Consider the following 12,736-nt stretch of genomic DNA (forward strand, 5'->3'; position numbering starts at 1 on the left):
AGGTATTTGCAAATCTGGCACCTGCGAGGTTTGCAAACCTGCGTCGTCGAGTTGCAAATCTGGCCGGGGCAGATCTGCGATTGGGTGCCGGGATGGGTTGCGCTTATCCACCAAGCGCGATCCTGTCTGGGACTGGGACTGGGACTGGGACTGGGACTGGGACTGGGACTGGGACTGGGACTGGGACTGGGACTGGGACTGGGACTGGGACTGGGACTGGGACTGGGACTGGGACTGGGACTGGGACTGGGACTGGGACTGGGACTGGGACTGGGACTGTATGGGGTGTTATTTCGTATGGCCGTTACGGCGGCGTCATGGCTGCGTTACCGGTGCGCCCTATGCGGTGGCGAAAGAGGGCTGGCCTCTTGATGCGCTTTGACACGACTTGCCCCGGAGACCACCGATGACCGAGATTTCGCCACTGCGTTTCGTGCTGCACTGCCTGATGGCTCCGCGCAAGGGCGGGTATACTGAGTGGCTGCTGGTGCGGGCGGGCGTCTGGCGTCTGTGAGCGGCGCGTAGATGTGCTGAACTGGGGGGACTCAGGCAGCCTTCCGGCTATGGCGCGGCTGTGGGCTTTCGGGCCAGCAGACGAGCCGCGCCCTCGGGCGACAGAGGCGACGAAAATGCCTCGTGCTGTGGTTTTCGGCCAGTAGATGGCCCGAGGTCGCTGGAAGTCAGAGACGGCGGTAGGGGAAGGGGCGGGCGGTGCGCAAGCCCTCTGAGGTGGGCTGCTGCGTGGCGGAGGTCAGGTGGTCGAGCAGGCGGCGCGCCTGCAGCTGTGCGATATCGCGGCCGCTGAGGTGGTTGCACCCCAGCGTGCCTGCCAGTTCGGTCAGGCCACTGCCTTCGGGGTCGGTGTCGATGATCCAGTGCCGGGGCGACAGGTTGCCAGGGCGGATCAGCGCATTGGGCATGGCGTGGGGTATGGCGCGGATGATGCCGTCGAAGCGGCGGTCACAGAAGCTGTCGAGGCTGGGCAGGGTGGTGCTGCGCATCCCGCTGCCCTGAGTCAGGAACAGCGACAGAGCCAGGGCGCGGTCGCGTCTGGGATCGAAGATCGCGATGGATTTCACCCCTGCGGAGGCCAGCGCACAAGCGGCGGCGCGGCCACGCAAACCCGCCCCGAGCAACAGGGCCTGAGCCCGTGGCAGTGGCGCGAGAAAGCGCGTCATCGCCCGTTTGCGCGCCCAGGCGCCGGTGTTGACGCCCGTCGCCTGACCGTTGCGAAACAGGATCAGATCGACCGCACCCTGCTGGCGCGCCATCGGGCTGAGGTCATCGAGCAGGGGCAGCATCGCCTCGGTCAGCGGGCCGATGAGATGCAGGGCGCTGAGCTGGGCTGTGCGTGCCTCGGCCAGCAGCGCGGCGGGGGTCAGCCCGGTCTCGGGGAAGGGGTGCAGGATCAGGGGCAGGCGCCAGGCCTGAGCCTTGGTCGTCAGCAGCAGACCGGCGCGGCTGGTGGGGCCAGGGTCGCCCGCGAGGCCGAGGCGCAGCGGAACCTGCCGATGCGCGCCGCTGAGCGCGCTGAGGGGCAGCGGCACGGCCTGAGGCTGGGGGACGGGCACGGATCTGGCCACTTTTGCGCACTTTCAGGTTGCTGTGAGCACAGCGTCCTCTGCCGAGGGGGGTGGTGTCAATCGCCTTGAATGTGTCACCGCTCAGCTGAGCGATGTCGCGGTGCGGCGGGTCAGGATCAGGCGGCGGGTGAAGGCGATCAGGAACAGGGCCGTCAGGATCAGGATGATGGTGGGCGCAGGGGCGCTGTCGAGCCAGAAGCTGGCGTAGGTGCCGAACAGCATGGAGGCCATGCAGACCACGACAGCCACCGGCAGCATGGCCGAAAAGCGGCGCACGGTCAGGAAGGCGATGGCACCGGGGGCAATCAGCAGTCCGACCGCAAGGATCAGTCCGGTGGCCGAGAGGGTGGCGACGATGGTCATCGAGAGCACCGTCAGCAACCCATAGTGCAGCAGGTTCACCGGAAGGCCCGAAGCGCGCGCCTGTGCCGGATCAAACGCGTGCAGCAGCAGATCCTTCCACTTCAGCACCAGAGCGAGGGTGACGAAGAGCGAGATGGCCCCCGCCGTCCACAGATCGTCCGGGCCGACGCCGAGCATATTGCCGAACAGGATATGGTCGAGATGCACATTGGTGTCGATCGAGGTGTAGAGCAGGATGCCGATGCCGAACATGCCCGAGAAGACGACGCCCATCACCGTGTCCTGCTTGACCCGGCTGTTGTAGGCGAGGAAGCCGGTCAGCAGCGAGGTGATCATGCCGGCCACGAAGGCTCCGAAAATCAGTGGCAGGCCGGAGGCATAGGCGATGACGATGCCGGGCAGGGTGGCGTGACTGACCGCATCCCCCATCAGCGCCCAGCCCTTGAGGACGAGGAAGCACGACAGCAGCGCCGTGGGGATCGAGACGATCAGGCAGATCAGGAAGGCGTGCTGCATGAAGGGGAACTGGAACGGGAAGGCGAGGCCGTCTTCGAGCATGAGGTCTATCATGGCTGTACCTCCCGGTTCAGGGCGGCGCGGGCTTTGCGGCGGGCGGCGAGGATGCCGTGCTTGGGGGCGAAGGTGAAGGCGGTGAGGAAGATCGCGGTTTGCAGTGTGGTGATGATGGCGCCGGTCGCGCCGTCGAGGAAGTAGCTGGCGTAGGCGCCGACGAAACCGGTGAGGGCTCCGATCAGGACAGAGGTCAGGATCAGCCGGGGGAAACGGTCGCAGAGCAGGTAGGCGGTGGCACCGGGCGTCACGACCATGGCGACGACGAGGAAAGCGCCGACGGTTTGCATGGCCGCGACGACGCAGGCGGAGAGCAGCACGAAGAACACGGCTTTGAGCAGCTGAGGCCGCAATCCGATGGCGCGGGCGTGGTTCTCATCGAAGAACGTCACCATGAGGTCGCGCCATTTCGCCAGCAGCACCACCAGCGTGACGAGGCCGATGATCACCAGTTGCAGGGTATCCTGTGGCGTGATGGCGAGGATGTTGCCCATGGTGATGGTCTGCACGGAGACCGACATCGGATTGACCGAAATCATGAACAGGCCGAGGCCGAAGAAGGAGGTGAAGATCATGCCGATCACCACGTCGACCTTCAGCCCCGAGCGGTCCGACAGGAACAGCATCGCTGCCGCGGCGAGGCCACCCGACAGGAACGCGCCCAGCGCGAAGGGCAGGCCGAGGAGGTAGGCGCCCGCAACGCCGGGGACAACGGAATGCGACAGCGCGTCGCCGATCAGCGACCAGCCCTTGAGCATCAGGTAGGCCGACAGGAAGGCGCAGACGCCGCCGATCAGCGCCGAGACCCACATGGCGTTGGTCATGTAGCCGTAGGAAAAGGGCACTAGCAGCACGCTCATGGCTGGGCCGGGGCGCTGGGCGTCGGTGGGGGTGGGGGGCGCTGCCCCCGTCCGCGCGGGGCGCGGACTCCCCCGGGATATTTCGAACAGGGAAACATACGGGTGGGGGCGCTGGGGGGGAGCGGGGTCATTCGGTGGGCTCCTTTTTGGCGCTGGGCGGGGGGGCGGCCGGGCGCGTCGTTGTGGAGGGCGCGCGATCTGCGTCGTGGCGGTGCAGCTTGTCGCCGTAGTGCACGAGGGGGCGTTCGTCGTCGGTGTAGATCGAGACGTGGCGGGGATCGTCGTCGTCGTGCAGGGTCGCTCCGCCGAGGGTGAAGTGGCGCAGGACGCCGCCGAAGGCCTCGGCCAGGTTCTTGTGGGTGAAGGTGGTCTCGGTCGGCCCGTAGGCCAGGACGGTGCCCTTGACCAGCACGGTGCGGTCGCAGAATTCGGGCACGGAGCCGAGGTTGTGGGTGGAGACAAGCATGACGCGGCCCTCGGCGCGCAGCTCTCGCAGGAGGGTGATGATCTGTTCCTCGGTGCCGACGTCGACGCCGGTGAAGGGTTCGTCGAGCAGGATCACCTGACCGTTCTGCGCCAGCGCGCGGGCGAGGAAGACGCGCTTCTTTTGGCCGCCCGACAGCTCGCCGATCTGGCGGTGGCGGAAGTCGGTCATGTTGACGCGCGCGAGGGCTTGGGTGACGGCGGTGTGATCGGCCGCGCGGGGGCGGCGCAGGAAGCCCATGTGGCCGTAGCGCCCCATCATCACCACGTCCTCGACAAGGACGGGGAAGGCCCAGTCGACCTCCTCGGATTGCGGGACATAGGCGACGAGGTTGGCCTTGAGGGCCTGTTTGACGGTGAGGCCGAGCAGGCCGATGTCGCCACGCGCGGCCGGCACGAAGCCCATGATCGCCTTGAAGAGGGTGGATTTGCCCGCGCCGTTGACGCCGACGAGGGCGGTGATGGTGCCGCGCGGGATCTCGAAGCTGGCGTCGCGCAGGGCGGTCATGCCGTTGCGGTAGGTGACGGTGACGTTGCGGGCCGAGATGCCGCCATCGGGGGCGGTATTGTCTGGGGGGATCATTCAGTTGCTCCCTTTGGCGTCGAGGCCGTCGGCGATGGTCTGGGCCGTCACGCGCAGCAGGTCGAGGTAGCTCGGCACCGGGCCGTCGGGGCCCGACAGGCTGTCGACGTAGAGCACGCCGCCGAAGCGGACGCCGGTTTCGCGCGCCACCTGTTCGGCGGGCGCGGTGTTGACGGTGCTTTCGCAGAACACCACCGGAATGTCGTGGTCGCGCACGCCGTCGATGACGCCGCGCACCTGTTGCGGGGTGCCGGTCTGGTCGGCGTTCATCGGCCAGAGGTAGAGCTCCTGCATCGCGAAGTCGCGGGCGAGGTAGGAGAAAGCGCCCTCGCAGGTCACCAGCCAGCGCTGATCTTCGCGGATCTGGGCGACGCGGGCGCGCAGCGGCTCGATCGTGGCGATGAGCTGTTGTTTGTAAGCCGCGGCATTGGCGGTGTAGGTGGCGGCGTTGGCGGGGTCGTGCTTGGCGAGGGCGGCGGCGATATTGTCGACGTAGATCTGGGCGTTCGCGAGGCCCATCCAGGCGTGGGGGTTCGGCTTGCCCTCATAGGCACCTTGGGCCACGGGGATCTCGTCAATGCCGGTGGAGAGCGTTTCCGAGGGGATCACGCCGAGGTTGGCGATGAACTGGTCGAACCAAAGCTCAAGCCCAAGGCCATTGTAGAGGATCAGGTCGGATTTCGCGGCGCGCACGATGTCGCGGGGGGTCGGCTCATAACCGTGGATCTCGGCCCCCGGTTTGGTGATCGACACGACATCCGCGGCGTCACCGGCGACGTTCTGCGCCATGTCGGCCAGCACGGTGAAGGTGGTCACGACCTTGAGCCGGTCCGCAAGGGCGGGGGTGGCGGCGAGGCCAAGGGTGAGGGCCAAAAAGGGGGCATATGGCAGGCGCATGGATCGTCCTTTCGGGGCGGTCACTGTCCTACATGATATTGCGAGGCATTCGCAAAAAGACAAGGGGCGAGGTGCCGATTGGGCGATAATTCCTGATATTTGCGGGGGGTGGTGGCGCGAGAGGCACCTCGGTGCGGCGCGAAAGGGCTGGCTGATGTCGCGCGGCCAAGGGGCCGAAATGTCCGGGCTACGGTGCGAGGCTGGGAGCGATCAAGACCTGGCGGGCTACGTGGCGATGAGGGGACATTGGGGTCGCTGCTGAGAGCGGCGTGGATCGCTGGCTGGCGGGGGCGTGAGGCCTTGGCTTGCTGGCTGTCTTAAGAATGCTTCTAAACCGAAGTGGGGGTCTGCGCAAGGAAAAAGCGCAATGAAAACAAATAGTTGACTAATTTAGTCGGGAGTTTCTGGCCGAGTGAATCACTCAGGATTGCGCGGGGCATGGGGCTTTGGGCAAAAGTCATTGGCATCAGGGGGTTGGCGGGGGTGCTTGACAGGGGCGGGGGATGCGCGCAGTTTCAAGGTGTCACCCGGGGGGTCCCGACAAGGGGCTGAGATACTGATCGCGCACCCGCGCAGCGCAGTGACCCGATGAACCTGATCCAGTTCACACTGGCGTAGGGATGGTGTTGCGCGTCGCGGGCAGGCGGGGGTGATTCCCCCATGGTTCCCGCGTCGGGCTGTCCTCCATTCAGCGCGGAACTGGGTCTTCTTTGCAAAGGAGGCCTGACGCCGATGAATATTTCCAACCTTCCCACCCCCGAGGTCACGCAGGGGCCCTTGCCGGCCTCGCGCAAGGTCTGGCACGCCGGGGTGCTGCACCCCGCGATCCGCGTGCCGATGCGAGAGATCGACCTGCATCCGAGCGCGGGTGAACCGCCTGTGACCGTCTACGACAGCTCCGGCCCTTATACGGACCCTGAGACTCCGGTCGACATAAGCGCTGGCCTTGCGCGTGTCCGCCGGCCTTGGGTCGAAGCGCGCGGCGATGTGGAGGCCTATGACGGGCGGCATGTGCGGCCCGAGGACAACGGTTTTGTGCAGGGCGAGCGGCTGGTGCCCGAGTTCCCGCAGCGCCACCAGCCTCTGCGCGCCAAGGGCAGCGCGGCGGTGACGCAGCTGGCCTATGCCCGCGCCGGGATCGTCACGGCGGAGATGGAGTTCGTCGCCATCCGTGAAAACCTCGGGCGCCGCGCGGCGAAGGAGGCCGCTGTGCGCGATGGTCAGGACTGGGGCGCCGCGATCCCCGATCATGTGACGCCTGAGTTCGTGCGCGATGAGATCGCGCGCGGCCGGGCGATCCTGCCCTGCAACATCAACCACCCCGAGCTGGAGCCAATGGCGATCGGGCGCAATTTCCTCGTCAAGATCAACGCCAATATCGGCAACTCTGCCGTGACCTCCTCAATGGCCGAGGAGGTGGAGAAGATGGTCTGGGCGACGCGATGGGGCGCCGATACGGTGATGGACCTGTCGACGGGGCGCAATATCCACAACATCCGCGACTGGATCATTCGCAACAGCGCGGTGCCGATCGGGACGGTGCCGCTGTATCAGGCGCTTGAGAAGGTGAACGGCATTGCCGAGGATCTGACGTGGGAGGTCTACCGCGACACGCTGATCGAACAGGCCGAGCAGGGGGTGGATTACTTTACCATTCACGCGGGCGTGCGGCTGCACATGATCCCGCTGACGGTGAACCGTGTGACGGGGATTGTCAGCCGGGGCGGCTCGATCATGGCGAAGTGGTGTCTGCATCATCACCGTGAGAGCTTTCTCTACGAGCATTTCGAGGAGATCTGCCAGATTTGCCGCGCCTATGACGTGTCGTTCTCTCTGGGGGACGGGTTGCGCCCCGGCTCCATCGCCGATGCCAATGACGCGGCGCAGTTTGCCGAGCTGGAGACGTTGGGCAAGCTGACGCATATCGCCTGGGCGCATGACTGTCAGGTGATGATCGAGGGGCCGGGCCATGTGCCGATGCACAAGATCAAGCAGAACATGGACAAGCAGCTGGAGGTCTGTGACGAGGCGCCGTTCTACACTCTCGGGCCGCTGACGACCGATATTGCGCCGGGGTATGATCATATCACCAGCGGGATCGGCGCGGCGATGATCGGCTGGTTCGGCTGCGCGATGCTCTGCTACGTGACGCCGAAGGAACATCTGGGCCTGCCGGACCGCGATGACGTGAAGGTCGGGGTGATCACCTACAAGATCGCGGCACACGCCGCCGATCTGGCCAAGGGGCACCCCGGTGCGCAGGTCCGCGACGATGCACTGAGCCGCGCGCGGTTCGAGTTCCGCTGGGAGGATCAGTTCAACCTGTCGCTCGACCCTGAAACCGCCCGCGCCCTGCATGACGAGACCCTGCCGAAGGAGGCGCACAAGGTGGCGCATTTCTGTTCGATGTGCGGGCCGAAGTTCTGCTCGATGAAGATCAGCCACGACATCCGCGCCGAGGCGCAGAAGGAGGGCATGGCGAAGATGGCCGAGAAATATCGTGAGGGTGGAAGCCTTTATATGCCGCTCGATACCGTGAAGGAGGACGTGTGATGCAGGTCGGACAAACTTTACAGGCGATGCGCAGGGCGACGCCGCTGGTGCAGTGCATCACCAACTACGTCGCGATGAACATCGCCGCCAATGTGCTGCTGGCCGCAGGGGCGAGTCCCGCGATGGTCAGCGACGCGGAGGAGGCGGGCGAGTTTGCGGGCTTTGCCGATGCGCTGACGGTGAATATCGGCACGCTGTCGCCGCCGTTCGTGGCGGGGATGCGCGCCGCGATTGCCGGGGCAGAGGGCGCGGGCACGCCGTGGGTGCTGGACCCGGTGGCCTGTCAGGCGACAGTGCTGCGCCGGCGCGTGGCGGCGGATCTGCTGGCGCTGAAACCGACGATCATCCGGGCCAATGCCTCCGAGATCCTGAGCCTCGCGGGCGAGGCCAGCCGGGGGCAGGGTGTGGATGGGCGCGACAGTACCGCCTCGGCCGAGGGTGCAGCGCGCAGGTTGGCGCAGCGCACGGGCGGCGTGGTGGCGATGACCGGCGCGGTTGATTTCGTCACCGATGGCGCGCGGGCGGTGCGGATCGCGGGCGGGTCGGTCTGGATGCCGCTGAACACCGCTCTGGGCTGTTCGCTGACAGGCCTGTGCGGGGCGTTTGCTGCCGTGGCAGCGCCGTTTGAGGCCTCGGTCGCCGCTTTGGCGCTGTTCGCGGTGGCGGGCAGCCGGGCGCATGGCGCGGCGGAGGGGCCGGGCAGTTTCGCGCCGCTGTTTCTGGATGCGCTGCACCATGTCCGTCCCGAGGATCTGGACCGCGAGGCGAGGATCGAGGGGCTGGAGGAGGTCCCGGCATGATGGGCTTTGATCTGAGCCTCTACCTGATCCTTGATCCCGGCTTGTGCCGGGATCGGGGCATGGTCGAGACGGCGCGGCTGGCGGTGGCGGGCGGCGCGACCATGGTGCAGCTGCGCGACAAGACCGGCGGCACGGCGCGGCTGGTCGAGACAGGGCGCGCGCTGAAGGCGGCGCTGGCGGGCACCGGGGCCGTGCTGATCATCAATGACGACGTGGAGGCGGCTCTGGCGATTGATGCCGACGGTGTGCATGTCGGGCAGGGCGATATGGACCCGGGCGCCGTGCGGCGGCGGATCGGGCCGCGCCGGGTGCTGGGGCTGTCGGTGGAGAGCGCCGACGCAGCGATGGCGGTCGATCCGGTGCAGGTGGATTATGCCGGGGCGGGACCGGTCTTTGCCACCGCGACCAAGCCCGACCACAAGCCGCCCGTCGGGTTTGTCGGGCTGGGCGAGATGGTGCGGGCCTGCCCGGTGCCGGTGGTGGCCATCGGTGGGCTGAACGCCGAACACGCCGCCCCGGTGCGCAAGAGCGGCGCGCACGGCATGGCGGTCGTGTCGGCCATATGCGGGCAGAGCGATCCGCGCGCGGCGGCGCGGCGGATTGTTCTGGCGTGGCAGGGGGCTTTGGTCGGCTAGGAGGCGGTGAGGCGGGCTTATTCGCCCGCCTTCTCCAGTGGTGCGGGCCAGAGCGCATGGAAATGGTGCACCGGCCCGCGCCCTTCGCCGACGCTGAGCTGATGCGAGGCGATCAGCGCGCCGTGCAGATAGGTCTTGGCGCGGGCGACGGCCTCGGGGACCGGAAAATAAGGCAGCAGCGCGGCAATCGCCGAGGACAGCGTGCAGCCGGTGCCGTGATCATTGGGCGTGTCGATCCGGGGCGCGGGATAGCGGCGCGGCTCGCCATCGGGACCGAGCAGCAGATCGGTGCTCTCGTCACTCTCAGACAGGTGACCGCCCTTGAGCAGCACCCATTTCGAGCCCATCAGCAGCAGCTCTTCCATGGCGGCATGCAGACGCTCCTGCGTCCAGGCGTTGGAGCATTTCAGCAGCGTTGCGGCTTCGGGCAGGTTGGGGGTGATGACGGTGGCGAGCGGGATCAGGTGATCGCGCAGCGCCCGCAACGCATCGCGGTCCACGAGAGAGTCGCCGCTGGAGGCGATCATCACCGGGTCGAAGACGATATTGCGCGCACCATGCAGCGTCAGCCGTTCCGCAATGACACGGGAGATTTCGCCATTGGCGACCATGCCGATCTTGACGGCGTCGACGCGGACATCCTCGAACACGGCATCGATCTGATCGGCGACGAGGCCCGCGTCCATCGCCGTGAAACAGCGCACGCCCTGCGTGTTCTGCGCCACAACGGCGGTGATCGCGCTCATCGCATAGGCACCAAGGGCCGATATGGCCTTGATGTCAGCCTGAATTCCCGCACCGCCCGTCGGGTCAGTGCCCGCGATGGTCAAGACATTGGCGATCATTCGGTCCGTCATCCTTTCAATACTGCAAGTGTGGCGAGGCGCAGAACGTCCTCGCTGAGGCTCAGATCATCAGAGCGCAGCTGGTCCAGCGTGAACCAGCCCGCGTCGAGCGCATCGTCGGCCGCCACCGGTTCGCCGGCCTGCCAGTGGCAGAGCGTGACGACGAGGACATAGTGTCGCACAAGGTGCTGACCAGTGGTGCCACGATCAAAAATATCGAGGACGTCGAGCAGGGGGCCGGGGGTGGCTGTGACGCCGGTTTCCTCGGCCAGTTCGCGCAGGGTGGCCTGCGCGATGGTCTCTCCCGCGTCGACCTTGCCGCCGGGAAAGCCCCAGAGGCCGGCATCGGGCGGATTGGCGCGGCGCACCAGCAGCACCTGATCGCCGCGCGGCACAACCGCGATCACGGCAGCAACGGGGCGCAGGCCGGGAGCAGGGCTGGTGGGTTTGGCGGGTCTGGGAGAGGTCTGCAGCATCGCGCCGCCGGAATGATCGCTCATCAGCGGAAACGCTTGCATATCAGGCAGCTGGCTTCAGTCATCTCTACCACTTCCTTCACCGGCATCACCCGTATCAGGTTCGAAGGGTTTCACGGCAGCAGGCGAGGGTCGCCCGGTCTCTGCACGCACTCTCAGCCCGACCGCCGGGCACCCCTAGGTTGAACCGAGCTTAGCATAAATCAAGCCTTGCGGAAGGGGGTGCCGGGGACCTGCCACCGCGAGCCGCGACAAATTTGCGCACTGTCCTGAGGGGGGGCGTGGTGCGCGGTGAATGTGATGTGGCATCAGCGGGTTGCGGGGTGTTTCTACAGCAGCGGGGTTTTGCCTGTCTGGCGCAGGACGGGGCGCGGTCTGCCCGGCAGATCGCACAGCTTTGTCGATCATACTTTGGTTCGCTGGGATCGCCCGCGCTTCGGTTCTAGGGTCAGGGCAAACGACCCGCATCGGAGAAGAGACATGCCCGAAGACTCAATTCCCGGCCTCCATCACGTCACCTCGATCTGTGGCGCGCCGCAGGCCAACCTCGATTTCTATGGCGGCTGTCTGGGGCAGAGGCTGGTGAAGAAGACGGTCAACTTTGACGCCCCCGACACCTATCATCTGTATTATGGCGATACCGGCGGCGCGCCCGGCTCGATCATGACCTTCTTTCCCTTCGTGAACGCAGGTCCGGGGCGCGCCGGGCCCGGTATGGCCAGCGCCGTGGCCTATGCCGTGCCGCCCGCCGCCTTTGACGGATGGATGGAAAAGCTGGCGCTGGAGGCTGTGGATTTCGCGGGTCCAGTTGAGCGGTTCGGCCAGCGGATGATCGTGCTGGCCGATCCCGACGGCGCCCCGGTCGAGCTGATCGAGCGCGAAGGTTCGCGCGGCGAGGCGCTGGATGGGTTTCATTCGGTGACGCTGTGGGAGAAGGCCCCGGAGGTGACGGCGCGGCTGCTGACGGATCATTTCGGCTACGCCGAGGTCGGCTCGGTGACCGAGGGCGGGATCGCGCGGCTGCGGCTGCAGGCGCAGGGCGGCGGGCGCGGCTCGATCCTCGATATCATCCGCTCGGACGCGCCGACGATTGCGCGCAGCGGCGCGGGGACGATCCATCACGTCGCCTTTCGCGCGGAAACTGACGAGGTGCAGCAGGTCTGGCATGACAGGCTGGCGACGGCGGGGTTCGATGTGACGCCGGTGATCGACCGGCAGTATTTCAATGCGATCTACTTTCACGAACCCGGCGGCGTGCTGTTCGAGATTGCAACTGATCCGCCCGGTTTCGCCAATGATGAGCCGGCCGAGACGATGGGGCAGGCGCTGATGCTGCCGCCGCAATATGAAATGATGCGGGCGCAGATCGAACGGGTGCTGCCTGAGCTGAAACTGAGGCCGGTTGCATGAGCCCGGCTCTGCGATGGGGCGGCGCGCCTGTGGCGCGGGCGCGCGCCGGGCTGGTGGTGCTGCACGGGCGGGGCGGGTCCGCGGGGGACATGCTGTCTCTGGCCGAGGGGCTGGGCCTGCCCGATGTCGCTGTCGCCGCGCCCGAGGCTGCGGGGCGGTCGTGGTGGCCGACCAGCTTTCTCGCCCCGATGAACGAGCTTGCCAGCTGGCTCGACGGGGCGCTGAGCGCGGTCGACGCGGCGATCGACAGCCTGCAGGCGGAGGGGCTGGCGCGCAGTGCGATCAGCCTGTGCGGGTTCAGTCAGGGGGCCTGTCTGGCGCTGGAATATGCCGCGCGCTCAGGTGCCGGGCTGTCGGCGGTCTTTGGCTTTTCCGGGGCGCTGGTCGGCACGGGCGACGCGCCCGGAGCGGCGCAGGAGGCGCTGTACGGACATAGCCCGAAGCGCTTTGACTATGCGCCGAGGATCGAGGAGCTGGTGATCGACATGAGCTGTCACGAGCGCGATCCGCATATCCCGCTGTCGCGGTTCGAGGAGAGCGCGGTGATCCTGCGCCGTCTTGGGGCCTGTGTGACGCGCCGGGTCTATCCCGGCGCGGGGCATGGCATTCTGGACGCCGATATCACTGCTTTGCGGGCACATCTGAACCAGCCCGCCTGAGGGTGTGAGCGGTGGCGAG

General features: G+C 66.7%; 13 protein-coding genes and 2 riboswitches. Of the genes, 6 read left to right on the top strand and 7 right to left on the bottom strand.

The genetic code is table 11. The annotated features are described in order from the left end of the window. Window positions 1-97 precede the first annotated feature (97 nt). On the top strand, window positions 98-382 hold the full coding sequence (locus F3W81_RS01585) for a hypothetical protein (RefSeq protein ID WP_193081915.1): 285 nt from the start codon (window positions 98-100) through the stop codon (window positions 380-382). A 298-nt stretch (window positions 383-680) separates the two neighbouring features. Here the strand turns inward: F3W81_RS01585 and F3W81_RS01590 are convergent, their stop codons facing one another. The 5 genes from F3W81_RS01590 to F3W81_RS01610 all read right to left on the bottom strand — a co-directional run bounded on the left by F3W81_RS01590 (window position 681) and on the right by F3W81_RS01610 (window position 5,339). Continuing rightward, entirely contained in the window at window positions 681-1,583 is a 903-nt protein-coding gene (locus tag F3W81_RS01590) for a hypothetical protein (RefSeq protein WP_193081916.1), read from the bottom strand. Window positions 1,584-1,664: 81 nt separating this feature from the next. Next, entirely contained in the window at window positions 1,665-2,516 is an 852-nt protein-coding gene (locus F3W81_RS01595) for a metal ABC transporter permease (RefSeq protein WP_193081917.1), read from the bottom strand. Further along, window positions 2,513-3,376, bottom strand: a complete 864-nt coding sequence (locus tag F3W81_RS01600) for a metal ABC transporter permease (RefSeq protein ID WP_193081918.1) — start codon at window positions 3,374-3,376, stop codon at window positions 2,513-2,515. Before F3W81_RS01600 ends, F3W81_RS01595 begins: the two co-directional genes overlap by 4 nt. A gap of 127 nt (window positions 3,377-3,503) precedes the next feature. Next, window positions 3,504-4,442 (bottom strand): manganese/iron ABC transporter ATP-binding protein, encoded by a 939-nt coding sequence (locus tag F3W81_RS01605; RefSeq protein ID WP_193081919.1) that lies wholly within the window; start codon window positions 4,440-4,442, stop codon window positions 3,504-3,506. Then, window positions 4,443-5,339 (bottom strand): metal ABC transporter substrate-binding protein, encoded by an 897-nt coding sequence (locus tag F3W81_RS01610; protein ID WP_193081920.1) that lies wholly within the window; start codon window positions 5,337-5,339, stop codon window positions 4,443-4,445. Between the two features lie 518 nt (window positions 5,340-5,857). Continuing rightward, window positions 5,858-5,978: riboswitch (TPP riboswitch) on the top strand. 93 nt (window positions 5,979-6,071) lie between these two features. On the opposite strand from F3W81_RS01610, the gene thiC reads away from it, so the two are divergent. The 3 genes from thiC to thiE are packed head-to-tail and all read left to right on the top strand — an operon-like array spanning window position 6,072 to window position 9,327. Further along, entirely contained in the window at window positions 6,072-7,892 is a 1,821-nt protein-coding gene (gene thiC / locus F3W81_RS01615) for a phosphomethylpyrimidine synthase ThiC (protein ID WP_193081922.1), read from the top strand. Beyond that, complete coding sequence (thiM, locus tag F3W81_RS01620; RefSeq protein WP_193081924.1) at window positions 7,892-8,692, top strand: hydroxyethylthiazole kinase; 801 nt, start codon at window positions 7,892-7,894, stop codon at window positions 8,690-8,692. Before thiC ends, thiM begins: the two co-directional genes overlap by 1 nt. After that, window positions 8,689-9,327: a thiamine phosphate synthase gene (gene thiE, locus F3W81_RS01625; protein WP_193081925.1), complete on the top strand. Its 639-nt coding sequence runs from the start codon at window positions 8,689-8,691 to the stop codon at window positions 9,325-9,327. The genes thiM and thiE overlap by 4 nt, the downstream gene beginning before the upstream one ends. A gap of 17 nt (window positions 9,328-9,344) precedes the next feature. Here the strand turns inward: thiE and thiD are convergent, their stop codons facing one another. Together thiD and F3W81_RS01635 are read right to left on the bottom strand one after the other, a co-directional pair. Then, window positions 9,345-10,172: a bifunctional hydroxymethylpyrimidine kinase/phosphomethylpyrimidine kinase gene (thiD, locus tag F3W81_RS01630; protein WP_193081926.1), complete on the bottom strand. Its 828-nt coding sequence runs from the start codon at window positions 10,170-10,172 to the stop codon at window positions 9,345-9,347. Between the two features lie 8 nt (window positions 10,173-10,180). Further along, a complete protein-coding gene (locus F3W81_RS01635; protein WP_226941799.1) occupies window positions 10,181-10,672 on the bottom strand; it encodes an NUDIX hydrolase in 492 nt (163 codons plus the stop codon). 32 nt (window positions 10,673-10,704) lie between these two features. Continuing rightward, window positions 10,705-10,837: riboswitch (TPP riboswitch) on the bottom strand. Between the two features lie 291 nt (window positions 10,838-11,128). Between F3W81_RS01635 and F3W81_RS01640 the strand changes: the two genes are divergently transcribed. Together F3W81_RS01640 and F3W81_RS01645 are read left to right on the top strand one after the other, a co-directional pair. Then, on the top strand, window positions 11,129-12,058 hold the full coding sequence (locus F3W81_RS01640) for a ring-cleaving dioxygenase (RefSeq protein WP_193081927.1): 930 nt from the start codon (window positions 11,129-11,131) through the stop codon (window positions 12,056-12,058). Then, a complete protein-coding gene (locus F3W81_RS01645; RefSeq protein WP_193081928.1) occupies window positions 12,055-12,717 on the top strand; it encodes an alpha/beta hydrolase in 663 nt (220 codons plus the stop codon). Before F3W81_RS01640 ends, F3W81_RS01645 begins: the two co-directional genes overlap by 4 nt. The last annotated feature ends 19 nt before the right edge of the window (window positions 12,718-12,736 follow it).

The organism is Pseudooceanicola spongiae (genome assembly GCF_014899185.1).
Classification (GTDB): Bacteria; Pseudomonadota; Alphaproteobacteria; order Rhodobacterales; family Rhodobacteraceae; genus Pseudooceanicola; species Pseudooceanicola spongiae.

Excerpts from the sequence above, each read along its gene's own strand:
- F3W81_RS01595 (WP_193081917.1), bottom strand. The coding sequence starts at position 2,516 with ATGATAGACCTCATGCTCGAAGACGGCCTCGCCTTCCCGTTCCAGTTC.
- F3W81_RS01600 (WP_193081918.1), bottom strand. The coding sequence starts at position 3,376 with ATGAGCGTGCTGCTAGTGCCCTTTTCCTACGGCTACATGACCAACGCC.
- F3W81_RS01605 (WP_193081919.1), bottom strand. The coding sequence starts at position 4,442 with ATGATCCCCCCAGACAATACCGCCCCCGATGGCGGCATCTCGGCCCGC.
- F3W81_RS01610 (WP_193081920.1), bottom strand. The coding sequence starts at position 5,339 with ATGCGCCTGCCATATGCCCCCTTTTTGGCCCTCACCCTTGGCCTCGCC.
- thiC (WP_193081922.1), top strand. The coding sequence starts at position 6,072 with ATGAATATTTCCAACCTTCCCACCCCCGAGGTCACGCAGGGGCCCTTG.
- thiM (WP_193081924.1), top strand. The coding sequence starts at position 7,892 with ATGCAGGTCGGACAAACTTTACAGGCGATGCGCAGGGCGACGCCGCTG.
- thiE (WP_193081925.1), top strand. The coding sequence starts at position 8,689 with ATGATGGGCTTTGATCTGAGCCTCTACCTGATCCTTGATCCCGGCTTG.
- thiD (WP_193081926.1), bottom strand. The coding sequence starts at position 10,172 with ATGATCGCCAATGTCTTGACCATCGCGGGCACTGACCCGACGGGCGGT.
- F3W81_RS01635 (WP_226941799.1), bottom strand. The coding sequence starts at position 10,672 with ATGAGCGATCATTCCGGCGGCGCGATGCTGCAGACCTCTCCCAGACCC.
- F3W81_RS01640 (WP_193081927.1), top strand. The coding sequence starts at position 11,129 with ATGCCCGAAGACTCAATTCCCGGCCTCCATCACGTCACCTCGATCTGT.
- F3W81_RS01645 (WP_193081928.1), top strand. The coding sequence starts at position 12,055 with ATGAGCCCGGCTCTGCGATGGGGCGGCGCGCCTGTGGCGCGGGCGCGC.